Below are 19,869 nucleotides of genomic sequence, written 5' to 3'. Positions count from 1 at the left end.
ATGACCACGGAGAGCACAGACATTACTCAAGCCTTGAGAGCCTCCCGGAAGGCGTCGGTTCCATTGGCGCGGCTTGGATATGGAACCGCCGCGCTGGCCCTACTGGCCGCGACCGGGGTGCTGGAAGGTTACGAGCTGTTCCTCGCCTCCTCGATCCTGTCTTATGCCATCGCTGCGATGGGGCTGAACGTGCTGATGGGCTACAATGGTCAGATTTCACTGGGCCATGGAGCCTTCTTTGCGATCGGAGCCTATACTGCATCGATTTGCATCGATCATTTTGGGGTACCTTTCGCATGGACGCCGGTGATTGCAGGTACCGTCGGCATGGTGGCAGGGTGGTTGATTGGCAAGCCCGCGTTGAGGTTGGAAGGGGTCTACTTGGCGCTTGCGACCTTCGGGCTGGCGATCGCCACGCCGACAGTCCTGCGATCGGATCTTTTTTCGGAATGGACGGGTGGCGTTCAGGGGATCTTCCTGCAGATCAACCCCGCCCCCGACTGGACCAGCCTGGACCTAGACCAGTCGATCTATCTCGCCGTGGTGGGCTATTTTGTGCTCTTTTCCTTCCTAACACTTCGATTGGTGCGCGGACTGAACGGCAAGGCGTGGATCGCCACGCGTGACAACCCGATTGCGGCCCGCGCTATGGGCTTCGACATCACCCGCGCCAAGACCCGCGCATTCGTCTTCTCGGTGCTGGCCTGCTCAGTCGGCGGCGCGCTTCAGGCGGTGGCGGTGCAATTCGTAGCGCCTGACAGCTTTCCTTTCTTTCTGTCAATTTCGCTCTTCACTGCGGTCGTCGTGGGTGGGCTGTGCTCGCCTCTGATCGGTCCGCTTCTCGGTGCGGTCTTTATCGTCCTGGTTCCCAATATGACCGAGGAAATCTGGCAGGGCGGAAGCTGGGCTGTCTACGGCGGCGTGATCATCGCGATCATGGCGATCCAGCCCCGCGGGCTGGCCGGAATGCTCGGCTGGACCTGGAACAAACTTGCAACTCATACGAACGACTAACAGCAGACAGGGAGGAACCGAAAATGCTAAAATTAACTACTGCCCTCGCTTTGGGCTTCACCCTCGCGAGTGGAGCCATGGCTGCAGACTATGACCGAGGAGCGTCCGACGCCGAGATTAAGTTCGGCATTATCGTGCCGCTCAGCGGTCCGCTCTCGGCCTATGGCACCGCCGGTACCTGCATTGCGGCCTATTTTGACATGGTGAACGACAGAGGCGGAATCAATGGCCGTAGGGTTACTGTCTCTGTACAGGATGACGGCTACAATCCAGCTAAGACGGTTGACCAGGCACGTCGCCTTGTCGAACGCGAAGGTGTGCTTTTTGTTGCAGGGAACCTTGGCACACCTACCAATTCCGCGATCCACCGCTACATGAATCAGCGCAAGGTGCCGCACCTCTTCCTAAACACAGGAGCATCAAAGTGGGACGATCCTGATAACTTTCCCTGGACCATGGCCTTTACCCCTAGTTACGCAGCTGAGGGTCGGATCTATGCTAGGTACATCAAGGAAAACATGCCCGACGCCAAAATTGGTATTCTCTATCAAAATGACGATTTCGGCCGCGACTATATGGATGCTTTCATCGACCAGTTGGAAGATGAAAGCTTGATCGTTTCGTCAGTGAGCTACGACACCTCCGCCGCCACGGTCGACAGCCAAATGTCGACACTGAAAGATAGCGGCGCAGACGTGTTCTTTAACATAGCTTCCCCGAAGTTCGCCGCACAGGCCATCCGCCGCGCGGGTGAGATTGGGTGGAAACCGACACAATTTCTCGTCTCGGTTTCCAATGCCAAATCTGCGGTGCTGGACCCTGCGGGGCTGGATCATTCGACCGACATCATCTCGACTCAGTATCTGAAAGAGCCGACCAACCCGGCCTATGCCGAGGATGCGGACGTACAGGCTTGGCAGGAATTTAAGGCCAACTATTTCCCCAAGGCGTCAGAGGGCAACTGGTGGGATTGGTCATGCTATTCCACGGCCTACACGATTGAACATGTTCTGAAGGAAGCGGGTGAAGAACTTACGCGCGAGAACCTGATGAAGGTGGCATCCAACCTTGACGGGTTCGAAGCGCCGATGTTGCTTCCCGGCATCACAGTGAACACCGCAGCGGATGATTTTGCACCGATCGAAGCGATGTCGTTGATGAAATTCGACGGCGAAAACTGGGGATTGTTCGGCGATGTAATCGCTGTCGATTAATATGCCCAAACGGCAGCGGGCCCCAACTCCCAGGGTGCGCTGCCGGGATGAGCGGAGATGCCAATGCCCCGGATAGAGCTTACCCCGATGAAAGCCGTGGTTCACGGCGGCCCTGCCGCGACGGCGCTTGCGGAAGAAGCGGAACGGCTGGACGCGCGTCGTGTCTTTATCATCGCCAGCGGCACACTCTGCCGCGAAACCGATGAGGTTGACAAGCTAACCGCCGCCTTGGGCAATCGCAGTGCCGGGATTTTTGACCGGATGCGCGCGCATGTGCCGCGTAGCGACGTCATTGCAGCAACTGAAGTGGCGCGAGAGGTTGGAGCTGATCTTATCGTGACCATCGGCGGGGGGTCACCTACAGACGGGGCCAAGGCGGTGGCGCTTTGTCTCGCCAACGACATTCGGGATGCTAAAAGCATCGACCAACTTTGTGGCGACGTTGAGATTGCCGCACCGACTGTTCCGCAAATCTCCATTCCCACCACGCTCTCTGCTGGCGAGTTCAGCGCCATCACCGGTGTCACCAACGAGGCGAGCGGTACCAAAGACATTTTGCGTCATACGAGCCTTATGCCTCATGTCGTGATATTGGATGCCAAGGTTGCGCGGCACACGCCGGAATGGCTGTTATTGTCAACAGGAGTGCGCGCCATCGACCACTGTGTCGAGGGCATCTGCTCGCAAGACGCCAACCCCTTTGGGGACGCCCAAGCGCTGCACGGGTTGCGGTTGCTGGCGGGTGGTTTGCGCAGGGTCAAGGCCAATGCCGCAGACCAGCAGGCGCGTCAGGATTGTTTGCTTGGTGCTTGGTTGTCGATGGGGCCGCTCACCAGCGGTGTGCCAATGGGGGCGAGCCACGGGATCGGATACGTGCTGGGTGCGAAATACGGTGTGCCGCATGGTCATACCTCATGCTTGATTCTGCCTGCGGTGATGAAATGGAATATATCGGTAAATGAGGGCCGTCAGGCGCTGGTGGCTGAGGCCCTGGGCGATGTGGCAGCGCCCGCCGCAGACCTTCTTCACAGTTTGATTGAAGGATTGGGGCAGCCACGTGGCTTGTTCGCGAATGGGATTTCCCGTGACGCCTTTCCTGAAATCGCCGAGGCCGCGCTACACACCCTCTGGGTGCCGAAGAACCCGCGCCCGATCAACGGCGCGGAAGACGTCCTGCAGATCCTCGAACTAGCGGCCTAAGCCTTAATCGTCCTGCGCCTTGGGAAGCACGGCCGGTCCGGTGATATCGAGGCTGGCCAGCTCATAGCCCTTACGGAAGTCGTTGAGGTGTTTGATCATCCACTCCTTGGCCTCTGCCGCGTCGCCCCACTTGATCGCCTTCAGAATTTTCTCATGCGCGGTCAGCAGTCGTTCGCTGGCATTTAGGCTGGTCATCACCGTTTGAAACGACGGATAAAAAAGGTCGCTGATCGGCAGTCTGAGCGACTGGATCACCCGGTTGTTGGCGGCCAGCGCAATCAGTTCGTGGAACTCGATATCTAGCTTCACCAGTGCGTCTGGGTCATTCATTGCCGCTTTGGTCTTGATGATGTTATCCTCAAGTGCAGCAAGATTATCGACATCGCGCCGATTCGCCGCGGCCTCGGCTGCCACGGGATCGAGCGCGCGGATCGCTTCCCAGATCTCTTCGAATGTCACTCCGTTCATCACCATCGGCGTGACTAACCGGCGCGAGAGCTCTTCGGTATCGGGACGTGACACAAACAGCTTGCGCTTGCCCTCTTCGCGGTAAAGCAACCCCTGTTGTTCCAGTGAGCGGATCGCCTCACGGACGGTCGAGCGATGGATGCCGTTCTCGCTAGCCAGCGCAGTTTCGGCGGGCATGCGCTCTCCAGGCTGTAATTCGCCAGACAGGATCTTCCGTTGCAAGGCCAAGGCGAGTTGCCGAAAAACAGGCAATTCGGCGGTATTGTCTAGGTTTAGTTTCATGGGTTACTTTCGCGGCGCTCTACATTGAGGGCAATGTTTACACAGTGACCGGCACTAAGGCGAGTATTTTCTTTTTTGCACATACTTTAGTCCAGCAAAGATGCATTGCTCCGGATCGATGCCCGATACTGCGCCGGGGAGGTGGCCACCCAGCTCTGAAAAGCTCGAAAAAAGGCGCTCGGTTCGGCATATCCCAGAAGGTCGGCGACCTCCGCGACTGACGTGTCGGTCTCGGCCAGCAGATGTTTGGCACGGGCAACTCGCAGCTCGGACTTGAGCCCTCGATAACTCTGTCCCTGATCCTTGAATTGCCGCCGTAAGGTGCTGGGTGACATGCGGAACTGTCGCGCGACACTGTCGAAATTCGGCCAGTCCCGAGGTGGCTGCCGGGTCAATAAGGCCCGGATTTGGCCAATCGTGTCATCCATGCCGCGATAGCCGACCAGCAGGTTGCCGGGAGCCTGCTTCAGATACCGTTTCAACGCCGCTTCACTGCGATTGATGGGCAAAGCGAAATGCGCAGCGTCGATCACCACCTGAGTGGTGGCCGCGCCGAACTGTACCTGGGTTCCGAATAGCCGCGAATAGGCCTCTGCCCCCTCGGGCGTGACGCAGCGGAAGGCTACCTGTATCAACGGTAGACGCCGCCGCGCCAGCCAGCAAATCGGCCCCAGCAGGACAATCAGCAGCGTGCGATAAGCAAAAGCCGAGGCGGGAGGTCCGTCATCGGTAAAGCTGATACGAGCCTGCCCGTTGCGCAAAATCAGCTCCCCCCTCGGCGCGCCTATCATCAGGTTCAGCGCCCAAAGCGCGCGCTCCGAAGCCTTTTCCAAGCTGGGCGCACTACGGATCGCGTGGCACATCAAGGCAAAGCTTCCCGGCCGCATCGGATGTGTGGTCATGCCCAGCATTTCGTCCTGCATTTCCTGCGCGAGGGCGAACCAGAGTTCTCCGTATCGTGCCAGCGTCATCTGCCCGTCAGGGGCGATCCGGCGCGCGATAGGCGCGACGTCGAGGGCAACGCTGCGGGCGCACGCAAAAGCCTCTTCCATAAAGATCTCAGCGATCGGGGCGTCGAGTTTGGACATAGATGAATAGTTGCATTTTCGATCAGAGAATGGAACCCGAATGTCATTGTTTGCCACTTAAGTACGAACTACAGATCGAATGATCGATCGGGGAGGAAAGCATGGACATCGAAGGTAAGACGATACTGGTCACCGGCGCGGGCTCAGGGCTTGGCGCCGGCGTGATGGCGAGGCTGCTATGGAGCGGCGCTAACTTGGTCGGGCTCGACATCAATGTCGACGGCGTGGCCGAACGCGATAATCTGGCGATGGTCAAGACTGACGTGACTTCGCCCGAGCAGGTGACCCAGGCAATCGAGACTGCCAAGACCCGCTTTGACGGCGTCCACGGGCTGGTTAATTGCGCCGGGATCGCGCCGGGCCAAAAGATCATGGGCCGTGACGGGCCGCATGAACTCGAGGCCTTTTCGCGGGCTGTGACGATCAACCTCATCGGCACCTTCAACACCATGCGTCTCGCCGCCGAGGCGATGGCCGAGGGCGAACCGGGACCGGATGGCGAACGCGGCGTGATCGTCAACACGGCCTCGGTCGCGGCGTTCGACGGGCAGATCGGACAGGCAGCCTATGCCGCCTCAAAAGGCGGCGTTGTTAGCCTGACCCTGCCAGCGGCGCGCGAACTGGCGCGGTCAGGCATCCGGGTGATGGCGATCGCGCCGGGAATATTCGAGACGCCGATGATGTCTGGTCTGTCGCAAGAGGTGCAGGACTCGCTCGGGGCTAAAGTACCGTTTCCGCCGCGGCTCGGGAAGGCCTCGGAATTCGCCGACCTCGTGGTTTCGATTTTCCGCAACCCGATGCTGAATGGCGAGGTTATTCGGCTGGATGGCGCGCTGCGGATGACCGCCAAATAGGAGTATTCAATGCAACATGTACAAATATTCGACGCCGTTCGCACGCCGCGTGGCAAGGGCAAGGCCTCGGTCGGCGCCATGGCAGAGTTGAGCCCGGTGGAGCTGGCAACGGTGCCGCTCAAGGCGCTGAAAGAACGGTCAACTCTCGACACCTCGGCGGTGGGGGACGTGGTGCTGGGTTGCGTCGATCCTGTGGCCGATCAGGGCGGCGACATCGCGCGTACGGCGGCGCTCGAAGCGGGCTATGACGAGGCAGTGCCAGGCGTGCAGGTTAACCGCTTCTGCGCCTCAGGGCTCGAGGCCTGTGCCATCGCCGCCGGTAAGGTCGCTAGCGGCGAAGCCGGGTTGGTGGTTGCCGGCGGGGTGGAGATGATGAGTCGGGTGCCCATACTGTCCTCGGGAATGCCGGTGCTGGCCGATCCGGGCATCGCCATTCCGCGCAAATCTGTGCCTCAGGGCATCTCGGCCGACCTTATCGCGACGCTCCGGGGCTACAGCCGCGATGACGTGGATGCGCTGGCGATGGAGAGCCAAAAGCGCGCAGCCCAAGCCTGGAACGAAGGGCGGTTCTCGCGGTCCATCGTGCCGGTCAAGGACCGCAACGGGCTAACCGTGCTCGACCGGGACGAGGCAATGCGGCCCAAGGCCGATATGCAGTCTTTGGGATCGCTCAACCCGTCGTTTGAGGGATACGCCAAAAAGATGGGCTATGACGCGGTCGTGGAACAGAAATACCCGGAGATTGGCTCGCTGAAATACGTCCACCATGCCGGAAATTCCTCGCAGATCGTCGATGGCGCTGCTGCGTTGCTTGTTGGCTCACTGGCGGCGGGCAAGGCTCAGGGGCTGACCGCTCGGGCGCGCATTCTTGGGCTGGCCTCGGTTGGCTCAGAACCGACGATCATGTTGACCGGTCCCAAAGCCGCCTGTGATCGGGCGCTGAAACAGGCCGGGCTGAGCTACTCAGACATCGATCTCTGGGAGCTGAACGAAGCTTTCGCGTCGGTGGTGTTGTATTTCCAAGAAGAAACCGGCATTGGCCACGACCGGATGAATGTCAACGGCGGCGCCATCGCCATGGGCCACCCTTTGGGGGCGACGGGCGCGATGATCCTCGGCACTTTGCTCGACGAATTGGAGCGGGCGGACAAGCAGTTCGGTTGCGCCACGCTCTGCGCCGCGACCGGCCAGGCTATCGCCATGGTGATCGAACGCATCGACGGAGACACAACATGACCCAGATCATCACCCTGAGCACCGACGCCTACGGCATCGCCGAGCTGTACTGGGACGACCCGCAGCGTAAGGTCAACGTATTTTCCGCCGAGGCTATTCAGGAATGGGTGACGCTGGTCGAACGCGTCGCCGTGGATGATACGATCCACGGCGTGCTGCTCACCTCCGGCAAGAGCATGTTCCACGCCGGGGCCGATCTGCGGATGATCGGAGGGTTCTTCGATATGACGCCCAAGGATCTGTGGTCCGTCATGGCCCGCATCAAGGACAGCTTCTACCGGCTGGAGACTTGCGGCAAGCCGGTGGCGGCAGCGATCAACGGCCATTGCCTCGGTGGTGGCTTCGAGATGGCGCTAGCAGCACACGCGCGTTTCGCGGTGGATGTTCCGGCGGCTAAGATTGGCCTGCCCGAGGCCGGTCTCGGCCTGATGCCGGGCTTTGGTGGGACGCAACGCATGACGCGGTTGGCACCGTGGCAGCGGGCGGTCGAGGATATGCTCGCGGGGGCGACATATGACGTGACAACGGCGAAATCTTTGGGGCTGGTGAGGGAGGTGGTTTCACCGGACGCACTTCGCGATACTGCCCACGCATGGCTGCTCGCAAACCCCGAGGCGCAGCAGCCGTGGATGGTGCGCGGCTATCGGGGGCCGGGCGGGGCAACCTTCGAGCGGTTCTTTCACAAGCTGAACGCCGGGTTGATCCGCGATGGTGTCGAAGGGCGGCCCGAACAGAGGTTGATCGCCGAAGCGGTTTATCACGGGCTGCAGATGCCGATCGAGCCCGCTCTGCGGCTCGAGGTGCGCCGGTTCATCGAACTTGTTCAAATTCCCTCGGTGAAAGAGACCATGCAGAGGCGGTTCTTCGGCAAAGTTGCCTGACAGATGCTTTCATTATTGTCCGACAGTATGCCGCGTGATAGCGTGACGGAAATCGGGCTCTGGGAGGAAAGGGAAAGCCATGCTTGTAGGCAAGATCGCGATCGTGACGGGGGCGTCGTCTGGGTTGGGCTATCAATTCGCTCTGACGTTGGCCGGGGAGGGGGCAGCCGTTGCAGTGGCCGCTCGCAGCACCGGCAAGCTGGATGAGCTGGTTGCCAAGATAGAGGCCGAGGGCGGCAAGGCGCAGGCCTTTGCATTTGACGCCACCAACTCCGCCGCGCCAGATGCGCTGATTAGCGCCATTGCCGAGCGGATGGGGAGCCCGGATATCCTCATCAACAACGCAGGTATTAGCAGACCGGCTCGCGCACACAAGGCCACGTTTGAGGACTTCGAGCAGACCATGGCGGTCAACGTCCGCGCGCCTTGGCGGTTGTCGCAGCTCTGCGCAGAGCACTGGATCGACGAAGGCCGCGAAGGCTGTATCGTCAATGTCTCTTCTATGCTGTCGACTCGTGTTGCCAAAGGCGTGTCGCTCTACACCATGTCGAAGGCCGCGATCCGGCATCTGACCGCCGGCCATGCGCTCGAATGGGGGCCGCACGGCATCCGCGTTAACGCGCTCTGCCCGGGCTATATCCGGACCTCGATAAACGATGAATTCTGGGAAACCGAACAGGGCAAAGCCGAACTGGCCAAACTACCGCGCCGACGCGTGGGCAAGCCAAAGGACCTCGACAGCGCGCTGCTCTTCCTCGTCGATCCGCGCAGCCAGTTCGTCAATGGCGAGGCATTGACGGTGGACGACGCACAAAGCTGGGCGATTTGATGGCAGAGCGCAAACCCGGAGCTCTTGAAGGGCTGAAAATTGTTTCGATGGCCGAGCAATACCCCGGCCCGTTCTGCACGCTGACGCTCTCGGACATGGGCGCTGACGTGATCCAGGTTGAGCGGCCTGGTGGCGATCCCTCGCGGTTCCTGCCGTCCTTCTACGAGGGGCTGAACCGCAACAAGCGCTCGGTGGCTCTGGATGCACGACAACCCGAGCAGAAGGCGGACCTGCTGAAGCTGGTCGAACAGGCCGATGTGTTCCTGGAAGGTTTCCGGCCGGGCAAACTGGCGAAGCTGGGGCTTGGCTATGATGACCTGAAAGCGGTGAACCCTCGGCTGATCTACGTGTCTATCTCGGGCTACGGGCAGGATGGCCCTTACCGGATGCGGCCTGCGCATGACCTGACGTTTCAAGGGATTGGCGGAGCGCTGGATGAACGCATTAACGGCGTGGTCGACGGTCTGCCTCCGGCGGTTCTCTTGGGCGATTCCGTCTCGGCGCTCTATGCAGTTGCGGGCATTCTCTCGGCGCTTCTGGCGCGGGAACGGACCGGGCAAGGCACCTATGTCGACATAGCCATGAGCGACGCTGTGCTGGCTTTGCAGACGCCGTTCATCGCCGTCGATGCGGCCGAGGACACCACCCTCCCCCAGCGCGACCCTGGCTATGCGCTCTATGAGACTGCCGATGGCCGATGGCTGACGACCTCGGTGGCGCATGAGGATAGCTTCTGGGATCGCCTCTGCCGCGATATCGGTCTGGAAGAGGGCGTGGGCCTTACCCGTCCAGAGCGCGTGGCGCGGCGCGATGAGCTGGTGGGTAAGGTCGGCGCGCGCATCCGCGAAAAGCCTTTCACACACTGGGAAGCGCTCTTCGAGGCTTCGGGTCAGATGTGGGGGCCGGCGCTGCGACGTGAGGAGTTGGTTAAGGATCCGCAGCTCCAGGCGCGTGGACTGTTCGACGAGGTTACGCGGCAGGACGGGACAGTGCAGCAGGTTTTGCGGCAACCCGTAAAGTTTTCAGCCTATGACAATGCGCCGTTGCGACGTGCGCCGGAAGTGGGCGAGCAGCAGGGAGAAGGGTACGATTGAGATTGAGCTATTGACCGTCGGCTACAGTCGCCACGAACTGATCAGCGGCATCTAACTACAACTGACTTTTTTGTCTAGGCTCCGCTTCCAGATATGGGTGCGAAACATGGATCGCTGCATCAGTCATGAAACTGTGTAAATTCCTCTACCGGCACCCGCCTGGCCTCGAACCCGTTCGCCGGATCGGACCAATCGGCCAGCCCCAGTGCCATCCCGCAGATCACGGTCCGGTCCTCGGGCAAATCAAGCATCTCGCGGATGGTCTGGTGATAGGCGGCAAAGGCCTGTTGCGGGCAGGTGTCCAGCCCGAGGCCTCGCGCAGCAACCATGATGCTTTGCAGGAACATGCCCGTATCGAGCCAGCTTCCCACCGGAAGATCGCCGTCGATGGTAAAAATCAACCCAACAGGTGCGTCGAAGAATAGGAAGTTGCGCCGGTGTTGAGCACGCATCCGGTCTTTCTCATGCTTTTCGATTCCCAGGGCAGAGTAAAGCCCCCAGCCGGTCTCGCGCCGCCGCGCCAGATAAGGCTCCCGCCACGGAGCAGGGTAATACTGATAGGCTTCGTCGCCGGCATCCCCCGCGTCAAAACGATCGCTGATCGCGGTGGTCAACTGATCGAGAGCCTCCCCCAAAACCACGTCCACATTCCACGGCTGGATATTCGATCCGCTGGGCGTGCGCCCGGCGACCTCGAGGATGCGCGTGATCATCTCGCGAGGCACCGGATCAGGCAGGAAGGCCCGTATTGAGCGGCGCGAGGTGATCGCCTCGTTCACAGTGCGGGCCTCAGGCCGGTCCAGATAGTTCATGCCGACTGATCCTCCAGCTCCTGCAATTTCAATAGCCGTCTCTGGATCTTGCCGGTAGGCGTCTTGGGCAGGTCGTCGACAAAGGCAATTCGTCGGGGATACTTGTAGGGCGCGGTCAAGGCCTTGGTGAAGTCTTGCAACTCCTTTGCCAGCACCTCACTCGGCGCATGTCCGGCTTTCAGGATGATGAACGCCTTCACCACCTCGCCGCGGGTCTCGTCGGGGCTGGCAACGGCGGCGCATTCGAGCACGGCCTCGTGCTCCATCAACGCGTTTTCTACCTCTATCGGGCCAATGCGATAGCCTGACGAGTTGATCACGTCGTCATCGCGCCCACCGTAGAACAGGTAGCCATCCGTGTCTATGCTGGCGGTGTCGCCGGTTAGGAACCATGTCACGCCATCCACCGTTAGAAAGCTCTCAGCCGTCTTTTCGGCGTCATTCCAATAGCCCAGCATCAGTTGCGGGTGCGGGCAACGGATAGCCAATTGGCCGGGCGTGCCAGTGGAGGCTGCGTGTCCCCTTTCGGTTAGGATCGCGACCTCGGTTCCAGGCAACGGCTTGCCCATGGCGCCGGGCTTTACGTCCATCACCGGATAGTTCAGCACGGTCATCAGCGTTTCGGTCTGGCCGTAACCGTCGAGCAGCAGCGCGCCGGTCTTGTCAGACCAGGTGCGCACGATTTCGGGGTTCACCGACTCGCCCGCCGATACCGAGAGCCGCAACGCCGAGAGATCGTACTCCTCAATGTCCATCTGCACCAACTGCCGGATCTCGGTAGCCGCAGCGCAATAGACACTAACCTTGTAGCGCTCGAGCAGATCGAGGCGTTTTTCGAGATCGAATGGCCCGTCATAGAGCAACACCGTCGCACCGCAGCTCCATGGGCCATAGAGGATTGAAGTGCCGGCTTTTGACCAGCCGGTATCAGCGGTACACCACATCACGTCCGCCTCGGTCAACGTCAGCCAATACCAAGCCGATACGCGCCAGGAAAACAGCCCCCGGCTGGCGTGAAGCACGCCCTTCGGCAACCCGGTTGAGCCGGAGGTATAGAACATGATTGCCGGGTCTTCGGCCTCCACTCGGACGGGGGCGAAACTGGCGCTCTGCCGCGCCATCTCGGTCTCGTAATCGTCCCATGCGGGCGCTGCCCCGACGGAGAGCTGGATATTGGCTGGGCTAGCAAGCTTGTGCGTCTCGGCCGCCGTCGTCACCACCGCCACCGCGCCTGAATGCTCCATCCGGTAGGTCACGTCCTTTTCGGTCAGCATGGTGACGCAGGGGATCGGAATCGCGCCGATCTTGTTGCAGCCGACCATCGCAATTTGCCACTCGGGAATACGCGGCAACATGATCAGCACGCGATCGCCCTTTTGGACTCCCTTGGCCGTCAAGTAGTTGGCGAATCGATTGGTCAGATCGCGGATGTCGGCATAAGTGAACTGCCGCTCTTCGCCCGCATCGTCGACCCAGATCAGTGCCATGCGCGACGGATCCTCTGCCCAGGCATCCACCACGTCACCGCCGTAATTGAAAGTCTCCGGCACTTGCCATTCGAAGCGCTCACAGGCTGCCTCGTAGCTCGTCATCTCCACTCGTTCCATACTTGCTCCTCCCCTGAAGCGTCTCAGCCCTTCATCATCCGACGCGAGATTGCCCACTTGTGTACCTCGGATGGACCGTCATAGATGCGGAAAGCGCGAGTCTCGCGGAAGATCTGCTCGACCACCGTGTCGCCTGTCACCCCCATGCCACCTAGCACCTGCACGCAGCGGTCGGCCACGCGGAATAGCGCCTCTGACACCGCTGTCTTGACCATCGAACTTTCGTGCCGTCCGCGCTCACCTTTGTCGAGCAGCGCGCAGACCCACCAGACCATCAATCGACACTGCTGCAATTCCATCTCGTTCTCGGCCAGCATCGCGCCGATCTCTCCGTGCAACCCAATGGGCTTGCCAAAGGCCTCGCGCTTGCGTGCATAGTCGAGCGCGATTCCCTGCGCCCGCACAGCACCACCCAGCCAGCGCATACAGTGGGTGAGCCTTGCCGGGGCGAGCCGAACCTGCACATAGCGAAAGCCCTCGCCCACCTTGCCCAGCACGTTCTCGGCCGGGATTGCCAAGTTATCGAAGGTCACTTCCCAGTGTCCTCCGGTGAAAGAGCTGTCGAGCGTATCGAGCTGTCGTGTCAAGGTGATGCCCTCTGCGTCCATGTCCGAGATCAACATGGTCGGGCCGCCGGGCTTGTCGCCTTCGGCTTCCACGTCGCAGAAAATGATGGTAAAGCCCGCGCCCTGCGCTCCGGTGATCAGCCATTTGAGGCCACTGACTACAAAATCGTCGCCGTCATAATGCGCCTTGGTTTTCATCTCTGACGGGTCGGACCCCGCGCCCCAAGGCTCGGTCATCGAGAAGCAGGACCGAAACTCGCCGGCGGCGAAGGGCTTCAGCCAGCGCTGTTTCTGCGCTTCGGTGGCGACCTTGTGGAGCAGGTTCATATTGCCCTCATCCGGCGCCGCACAATGCATCGCCGTCGGGCCAAGAGGCGACAACCCGCTGGCCTCGAAGGCAATCGCCATGCTGACGTGGTCGAGCCCCATGCCGCCCCATTCCTTGGGCACCTGCGGTGCGAACAGCCCTGCTTCGCGGGCCAGCGCGTTCAGCTCGATCCTCAACTCTTCGGTGGGGCCGTGCGAGGCACACCGCGGGTCTTTCTCGAAAGGAACAATCTGCTCCATGACGAAGGTTTCGATCCGCTGGCGCAGCGCATCCTGTTCTGGGGTCGGGTCGAAGGCGATCATGAGCTGTTCCTGTCAGTAGTAGTGTTCACGGGCGACCTGCAGGCCAAAATGCAGTAGGCCACGCGCAAGGTCATCGAACCGGGCGAAACCCGGGTCATCAGTGCCGCCGCTCTCGTACCGACGGTAAAGCTGTTGAAAGACGACGGCGATACGCAGCGTGGCCAACACCCGGTAAAAGGTGAACTCATGCAAGGCACGGCCGCAGGCTTTTGCATAGAGCGTCGCCGCCTCTTCACGCGTAGGAAAACCATGGCGCGCGGTGGGCATCTGGCGCAGCTGGTGCATGGGCTCGGGGTCATCTGCCTCGGTCCAGTAGCTGAGCAATACGGCGAGATCGTAGAGCGGGTCTCCCAATGTGCCCATGTCCCAGTCGATCAACGTGCGGGGCTCAAGTCTCTCTGGGTCGAGGATGATATTGTCGAGTTTGAAATCGTTGTGGATCAGGGTTGAGGGGCCTATGGCCTCGGGTTGATGCGCCTCGAGCCACTCCGCCAAAGCGGTGAGATCGCCGGGCGCATCGCCGTCCCAGCTGAGGTGCGCCCGCTTGCTCCAGCCGCGCAATGTCCGGGCGACGAACCCCTCTGGGCGGCCGAGATCTCCCAGACCACAGGCCTGAAAGTCGACTGCATGCAGTCGGGCCAGCACATCAATAATGCGGCCGCCAAGAGCGTGGCCAATTGGTTCGGTCCCTGACCATTTCTCAACAGTGTCGGACGATATCTCCGCGCCGATGACTAGGCCCGGACGGTACTCCATCACTAGGAACGGCGCCCCAATCACCGACAAGTCATCGCATAACAGTTCGGCTTTCGGAACCAGTGGCAGCGTGGGGTGGAGGCCCGAGAGCAAACGGTATTCGCGGCTCATATCGTTGGCGCCTCGGGGCACCGGACCGAGCGGTGGGCGCCGCAAAACCAACGGTTTTTCTTTTGTATTAAGTAGGAAATTCATGTTTCCGTAGCCAGCAGAAAACCTTTTGGGGGCAATTGACTGATCTAGAGTAAGCCCATATCGCATCAAGTACGTCCGCAAGCGCTCCAAGTTCAATCCGGGTGTCGATTCCCGAGAAGGAGTGTGTTGCAAACCTGCCGGTACCATCGTCTTCTCCTAAGTTATGGTCCGACAAAAAGATGTAATAAAGACGAAATGTCAAGGTAAATTATAATATGGACGTACATTAAACGGTTCGCAGCTCAGGTTGTCCCGTTTTAGGAGCGTTCGAGCGGTCTCAGGCTTCGCGTTGAGTTTCTAAGTCCGGAGTATTTTGATGGATGTCGCTGTCGTAGGAATTGATCTCGGTGCTGCGATCCGCGAAAAAATTTGCAGACATACGCATATTTCCTACCCGACGGTTTAGGCCTCAACGAACCATACGTCAGACTGACGCGCTGCGATGACAGTTGCTTCGGCAGCATTATTTTCCCGTCGCTTCACCGCATTCACCGCTTGTAAAGCGTCTTGTGTATGCTATTGAATACCGATGCTTCGCCCATCCTGAGCCATGGCGACTGACGAAGTTAATCCCGCTCGAACAAGTCGATCTTCGACGCGAGGGCGGGGCCATGGCTCGTTGTCAAAAACGAACCGTCGACGTTCAATCTGCGTGTCGGTTCGCTGGAAATGATTGCGAATGTTCAACGTCTGCTCGTGCAGACTGAATTACGGCAACTGCCCAATATTAACGGGCTCTGAGCCTAAGGAACGAACTTCGTGATCTGTAGGTTCGATCACCTGATACGTGCATTCGTTAGAGCTTTTGATGGCGGCAAGAATCTCTTCATCTTGCATCCTCATTGCATCCCAATTTTCCGTTACGCATTGTGTATTTGCGGATTTAATCAATCTTGCCCATTCAGCATCAGCGTCTGCACGCCGCGAAAGCAGTACATAGTTTATCATCATTAGTCCTTTCATGTGATAAACATGCGGGTAATGGACTTTGAATAGTGTTAGCCACGCACCTGGCGATGTGATTGCGCCTTTGACTTTTCCAGATTCGATAAGTGCTAAAGCTGTGGAGATGGTGGCCAAAATCGGTTTGGCCCCGAGTGCTCCAATAATGTTTTCGTAAACTCCAGATCCTGGAACCCTAAGTGGAAGCTTGGAAAAACGTGCACCGGCAAGCTCGATTGGCCGCCCGGTACAGATGATTTGATCTGCTCCGCGCATCACAGCCGCGATGCAAAGGTCGGTCCCGCCCAATTTTGAATTTACCTCGGCCAAATACTGTTGTCGTTGCTCTGTCGTGTGCATCGTTGTGTCCGATAGGGTGAAAGGTGCATGCATCGCGGCAAGATCCGGTGCGATCTGCTCGAGGTGAGCAAAGTTGATCCAGCCGAAGTCGAGCTTGCCGGAGCGGACAGCGTCAATGGTGTCGGCCCCTGGGAATATCCGGTCGTGTGGATTCATCACGATGTCGACCGATTTTTGGCTGAGAGCTACAGCCTTTTCAAGGAATCTTGCGCGTGGGTGGTTGGAGGGAAAATCGTATCCGATTGAAATCGCTTTCTTTGATGGCAGCACTGTTCGACCTTCGGTTGGTTGTTCCTATCGTAAAAAAATCTTGACATAGATTTTGACCTAGATCAATAGTGTCGGACACAAATTGGAAAAACGGCAGTAACCTAAAAATATTGATGGTCGTAATTTGTTGTAGGGAGGAAAACTGGATGAAGCTGGATGATTTTAGGGGGATTGTGAAATCGGCCCGAACCTTGTGTGCTGGTGCGATGATATTGTGCTCTGCCAACGCGGTAAGCGCAGACACCACGCTTCGGATTACGATGCAGACGCCATTGAAAAGCAACTTTGGCCAGAATTTGCTCGTGTTTCAGAAAGCCTTGGAAGCGACATCCGATATAAACGTAGAAATTTACGATTCCGCGCAGCTTTTCCGCGACAAAGAAGTACCAGAAGCCATTGGACGAGGTGCATTGGAAATGGGTGTGGCCTCGTTGACCACCTACGGGGGTGAAATTCCGGCGGTTGATGTTTTCTACATGCCTTTCCTCTTTCCAACACAAGAAAAACAGGCAACTGCAGTCGGCCCGAATGGAGAGGTTCGCCGTCTTCTGGATGAGGCGATTTTGAAAACCGGTTCACGCGTTCTCTGGTGGCAAACAAATGGCCCTGTAGTGCTGTTGTCCAACGGTGCGCCGATTGCACAGCCCGGCGACATCGCAGGCAGTAAGGTAAGGGTATTCAGCAAGATCCTCGGGAAATGGATTGCGCAGGTTGGTGGTGTGCCGACGGTCATTTCGGGGTCCGAGCAGTTCCTGGCATATCAGCGTGGCACCGTCGATGTGGGGATGACTGGTATCGGTTCGATCCGGTCCCGATCTCTCTGGGAAGTGATGGACCATGTTACTTTGACTAATCATGCGAACGTTGAATTCGTCGTCGTAATAAATGAAGCATTTTGGCAAGGATTGACAGATGAACAGCGATCACATGTAACTTCGGCGGCCCGGGTGGCAGAGGAAGAGATGCGCACATCGGCTTCCGCGTTACACAGCGAAATTCTGGCTGACGCACAAACCCATGGAATGACTGTCTACCAGCCAACCAAAGAAGACCTTGCCGCTTGGAGCGAAGTGTCAAGCCCTGTCATCTCGGATTGGGCGTCAGGTGTGGGTGAACTCGGCAAGCAGGTTCTCGAAGCAGCGCAAGCGCTGAACTAAAACCGATCCCGGGCGGCAGCCAAGCCGCCGCCCGACATAAATTCGGGGGAGAGCCGCCGTAATGTTTACTAAACTCGACCGTTGGGTCGCATATTGCGCAACGTGGGCGTTCTTTGCACTGGGTGTAATATTGGTGATCGAAGTCGTTGCCCGCTATTTTTTCAATTCGCCTACGATTTGGGTCGAAGAAGTGGCCCGGCTGCTATTTGTTTGGTCAGTCTTCAGCGGTGCTGCATTCCTGTTTCGAGATGGTGACCACATCTCTGTCACTATCCTGACAGACAACCTGGACCATCCGAAGCGAAAAGTGTTCTATCTGCTTTCGTTGTTGTTCGTGATGTTTTCTGCTTCCGTGACGTTGTATGCGTCCGTCCCACTGGCAGTTTCGTCTCTGTCGAGCGGTAAGACCACCGGCAGCATGCTGGATATGCCTTCGTGGCCATTTGATTTAGCGTTGCCGATTGCGATGTTTCTTGTCGTCGTTCGCACGATCATAGAACTCGGTAAGTGCCTCAGTGGCGGCGACTTACCCTTAAAATCTGACACTCCGGAACATTGATATGACGACACTCTTGATTGTAGCAGGCCTGTTGATCCTGTTGTTATGTGGAATTCCTGTCGCTTTCGCGCTCTTGGGCTTCGGGCTCATTCTGCTCGTCCTTGGAGATTTCTCGATCACGCTTGTTCCTCTCGGGCTTTTTTCATCGATGGATTCTTTCGTCCTTTTGGCGGTGCCCCTGTTCTTGCTCATGTCAAATATTCTATTGGAAGGTAGAGTCGGTCAGGATCTGTTCGCGGCGGTGCAAGCTTGGGTCGGACATTGGTCGGGTGGGGTCGCGGTCGCGACCGTGATCAGTTGCGCGATCTTTGCGGCGATCTCCGGATCGTCTGTGGCCACAGCTGCGACTGTCGGAACTGTCGCCATCCCTGAGATGACTGCGCGGGGTTATCCACGCCGGTTCGTTCTGGGGTTGTTAGCCGCAGGCGGCACTCTCGGGATTCTCATACCCCCGTCTATCGTTCTGATTATCTATGGTGTGATCACTGAAAGTTCCGTACTCAAGCTGTTCACTGCAGGAATCGGTCCAGGATTTTTGATTGTCGGGCTCTTCATTCTTTACTCAGTGATTTATGCACTTCGCTCCAAAGATTACGAGCCATCCGAACCGGCCAGTTGGGCCGTCAGAAAATCGACGGCGCTACGTGCGGGACCAACCGCAGTCCTCGCTTTGTTCGTCTTGGCCGGGATCTATAGCGGTTGGTTCACACCCACCGAAGCGGCTGCAATTGGTTTTGCTGGTGCTATTTTCGTTACTTCTGTTGTGCTTCGCAGTATAACATGGACGGGTTTCAAGGCGGCTGTCTATCGGGCTATGGTCACGTCAGTGTCTATTCTGTTGATCGTCGCGGGGGCCAAGGTTTTCGGCAAGGCGATTGCATTGTGGCGCGTGCCGCAGAACATCAGCGAACTGATTTCGACTAACGTGCACGAACCGCTTACTTTCATCTTCATTATTGCCCTGGTCTTGTTGGTGATTGGATTGTTCCTAGAGGCGCTTTCCATGATGTTGATCATGGTGCCGGTTCTTGCAGGTTCTCTCACGGTTCTGGGCATTGATGTCATTTGGTTCGGTATATTTTTTGTTATCATGATCGAATGTGCGCTCATAACGCCACCGGTCGGACTCAATCTTTTTGTGATCCAATCCGTAGGTAAGGCATCAATGCGCGACGTCGCTATGGGGGTACTTCCGTTTTTGTTGCTAATGCTCTTGTCGGTTTACCTGATCACAGTGTTTGAACAAATCGTCCTCTTCCCCGTAACACTGTTGTAGCGAACCAATGCGAATTCACAAAACCTAAGAAGCATCAAAAAACCAGGTCGCGGCTTTATACCGAAGTACCCACGGAATTTGGACAATTGCTGACATTGCGACTTGTGGTATTCCGATCTCTAACTCAAAGGAGAACGGGATGTTCTGCCTGAAGCAACATCACCCTGATGTTTAAGGTCAAGGTCGCCTCTGAAGCGCTGAAGGCACAAATCGGTCAGGAAACTAGCCAGTCAGTTCGGCGTGTATCCGCAGATGGCCCAATGACGGAAACGTTACCTTCTTGAAAGGGGTATGGGGTTTCTCACACTCGGCTGATGGAAGACCCCGTAAGCCGATGAGGAACTGGTAAAAGACGTGGATGCCAGTATGGGGGAGTTGGCTGTCGTCAACGATTTCCTGGAAAAAAATATCGAGCCGTGGGCCGACAAGTCTTCGAAAGAGCATAAAATTTGACCTTATTTTCCGTTCGGTCTTCAGGTGAGCCCACGAAATCAGGTCTGGTGCGCAGACTTCACTTTTTTGCCTATGCGGTGTGGGTTTTTTTCTGGTGGCCAGTCCTGGATTGGCACGCGCGAAAGG

18 protein-coding genes are annotated in these 19,869 nt (G+C 58.0%); 11 read left to right on the top strand and 7 right to left on the bottom strand.

What is annotated here, in order from left to right:
* The 3 genes from B0E33_RS09845 (at nucleotide 1) to B0E33_RS09835 (ending at nucleotide 3,428) form a co-directional block, all read left to right on the top strand.
* Nucleotides 1–1,014 (top strand): branched-chain amino acid ABC transporter permease, encoded by a 1,014-nt coding sequence (locus B0E33_RS09845; RefSeq protein WP_077291081.1) that lies wholly within the window; start codon nucleotides 1–3, stop codon nucleotides 1,012–1,014.
* Between the two features lie 77 nt (nucleotides 1,015–1,091).
* Nucleotides 1,092–2,228: an ABC transporter substrate-binding protein gene (locus tag B0E33_RS09840; RefSeq protein ID WP_206051425.1), complete on the top strand. Its 1,137-nt coding sequence runs from the start codon at nucleotides 1,092–1,094 to the stop codon at nucleotides 2,226–2,228.
* A 57-nt stretch (nucleotides 2,229–2,285) separates the two neighbouring features.
* Nucleotides 2,286–3,428, top strand: a complete 1,143-nt coding sequence (locus tag B0E33_RS09835; protein ID WP_077291079.1) for an iron-containing alcohol dehydrogenase — start codon at nucleotides 2,286–2,288, stop codon at nucleotides 3,426–3,428.
* Between the two features lie 3 nt (nucleotides 3,429–3,431).
* Here the strand turns inward: B0E33_RS09835 and B0E33_RS09830 are convergent, their stop codons facing one another.
* Both B0E33_RS09830 and B0E33_RS09825 read right to left on the bottom strand, forming a co-directional pair.
* A complete protein-coding gene (locus tag B0E33_RS09830) occupies nucleotides 3,432–4,178 on the bottom strand; it encodes a FadR/GntR family transcriptional regulator (protein WP_077291078.1) in 747 nt (248 codons plus the stop codon).
* A gap of 86 nt (nucleotides 4,179–4,264) precedes the next feature.
* Nucleotides 4,265–5,266 (bottom strand): AraC family transcriptional regulator, encoded by a 1,002-nt coding sequence (locus tag B0E33_RS09825; RefSeq protein WP_077291077.1) that lies wholly within the window; start codon nucleotides 5,264–5,266, stop codon nucleotides 4,265–4,267.
* A gap of 101 nt (nucleotides 5,267–5,367) precedes the next feature.
* Here B0E33_RS09825 and B0E33_RS09820 point away from each other — a divergent pair, with 101 nt between their 5' ends.
* The 5 genes from B0E33_RS09820 to B0E33_RS09800 all read left to right on the top strand — a co-directional run bounded on the left by B0E33_RS09820 (nucleotide 5,368) and on the right by B0E33_RS09800 (nucleotide 10,160).
* Complete coding sequence (locus B0E33_RS09820; protein ID WP_077291076.1) at nucleotides 5,368–6,120, top strand: SDR family NAD(P)-dependent oxidoreductase; 753 nt, start codon at nucleotides 5,368–5,370, stop codon at nucleotides 6,118–6,120.
* A 9-nt stretch (nucleotides 6,121–6,129) separates the two neighbouring features.
* Entirely contained in the window at nucleotides 6,130–7,356 is a 1,227-nt protein-coding gene (locus B0E33_RS09815) for an acetyl-CoA C-acetyltransferase (protein ID WP_077291075.1), read from the top strand.
* Nucleotides 7,353–8,237, top strand: coding sequence for an enoyl-CoA hydratase/isomerase family protein (locus B0E33_RS09810; protein WP_077291074.1), 885 nt, complete (start codon nucleotides 7,353–7,355; stop codon nucleotides 8,235–8,237). Before B0E33_RS09815 ends, B0E33_RS09810 begins: the two co-directional genes overlap by 4 nt.
* A gap of 79 nt (nucleotides 8,238–8,316) precedes the next feature.
* The gene (locus B0E33_RS09805) at nucleotides 8,317–9,066 is read left to right on the top strand and encodes an SDR family NAD(P)-dependent oxidoreductase (protein WP_077291073.1); all 750 of its coding nucleotides are present in this window, start codon (nucleotides 8,317–8,319) and stop codon (nucleotides 9,064–9,066) included.
* Nucleotides 9,066–10,160, top strand: coding sequence for a CaiB/BaiF CoA transferase family protein (locus B0E33_RS09800; RefSeq protein WP_077291072.1), 1,095 nt, complete (start codon nucleotides 9,066–9,068; stop codon nucleotides 10,158–10,160). The genes B0E33_RS09805 and B0E33_RS09800 overlap by 1 nt, the downstream gene beginning before the upstream one ends.
* A 119-nt stretch (nucleotides 10,161–10,279) precedes the next feature.
* Here the strand turns inward: B0E33_RS09800 and B0E33_RS09795 are convergent, their stop codons facing one another.
* The 5 genes from B0E33_RS09795 to B0E33_RS09775 all read right to left on the bottom strand — a co-directional run bounded on the left by B0E33_RS09795 (nucleotide 10,280) and on the right by B0E33_RS09775 (nucleotide 16,298).
* Nucleotides 10,280–10,972 carry a nitroreductase gene (locus B0E33_RS09795; protein ID WP_077291071.1) on the bottom strand — a complete coding sequence of 231 codons (693 nt, stop codon included), beginning with the start codon at nucleotides 10,970–10,972 and terminating at the stop codon, nucleotides 10,280–10,282.
* Entirely contained in the window at nucleotides 10,969–12,579 is a 1,611-nt protein-coding gene (locus B0E33_RS09790; RefSeq protein ID WP_206051423.1) for an acetate--CoA ligase, read from the bottom strand. The genes B0E33_RS09795 and B0E33_RS09790 overlap by 4 nt, the downstream gene beginning before the upstream one ends.
* Before the next feature lie 23 nt (nucleotides 12,580–12,602).
* Complete coding sequence (locus B0E33_RS09785; RefSeq protein WP_077291070.1) at nucleotides 12,603–13,775, bottom strand: acyl-CoA dehydrogenase family protein; 1,173 nt, start codon at nucleotides 13,773–13,775, stop codon at nucleotides 12,603–12,605.
* Nucleotides 13,776–13,787: 12 nt separating this feature from the next.
* The gene (locus B0E33_RS09780; protein WP_167579516.1) at nucleotides 13,788–14,726 is read right to left on the bottom strand and encodes a phosphotransferase family protein; all 939 of its coding nucleotides are present in this window, start codon (nucleotides 14,724–14,726) and stop codon (nucleotides 13,788–13,790) included.
* 708 nt (nucleotides 14,727–15,434) lie between these two features.
* Nucleotides 15,435–16,298, bottom strand: coding sequence for a TRAP transporter substrate-binding protein (locus B0E33_RS09775; protein ID WP_156912371.1), 864 nt, complete (start codon nucleotides 16,296–16,298; stop codon nucleotides 15,435–15,437).
* 146 nt (nucleotides 16,299–16,444) lie between these two features.
* On the opposite strand from B0E33_RS09775, the gene dctP reads away from it, so the two are divergent.
* The 3 genes from dctP (at nucleotide 16,445) to B0E33_RS09760 (ending at nucleotide 19,290) form a co-directional block, all read left to right on the top strand.
* Nucleotides 16,445–17,455, top strand: coding sequence for a TRAP transporter substrate-binding protein DctP (dctP, locus tag B0E33_RS09770; protein ID WP_077291067.1), 1,011 nt, complete (start codon nucleotides 16,445–16,447; stop codon nucleotides 17,453–17,455).
* Between the two features lie 61 nt (nucleotides 17,456–17,516).
* On the top strand, nucleotides 17,517–18,014 hold the full coding sequence (locus tag B0E33_RS09765; RefSeq protein WP_077291066.1) for a TRAP transporter small permease: 498 nt from the start codon (nucleotides 17,517–17,519) through the stop codon (nucleotides 18,012–18,014).
* 1 nt (nucleotide 18,015) lies between these two features.
* Complete coding sequence (locus tag B0E33_RS09760) at nucleotides 18,016–19,290, top strand: TRAP transporter large permease (RefSeq protein ID WP_077291065.1); 1,275 nt, start codon at nucleotides 18,016–18,018, stop codon at nucleotides 19,288–19,290.
* Nucleotides 19,291–19,869: the final 579 nt, after the last annotated feature.

The organism is Roseibium algicola (assembly GCF_001999245.1).
GTDB classification, from domain to species: Bacteria; Pseudomonadota; Alphaproteobacteria; order Rhizobiales; family Stappiaceae; genus Roseibium; species Roseibium algicola.
This window is presented reverse-complemented; position numbering and strand designations above follow the sequence as displayed.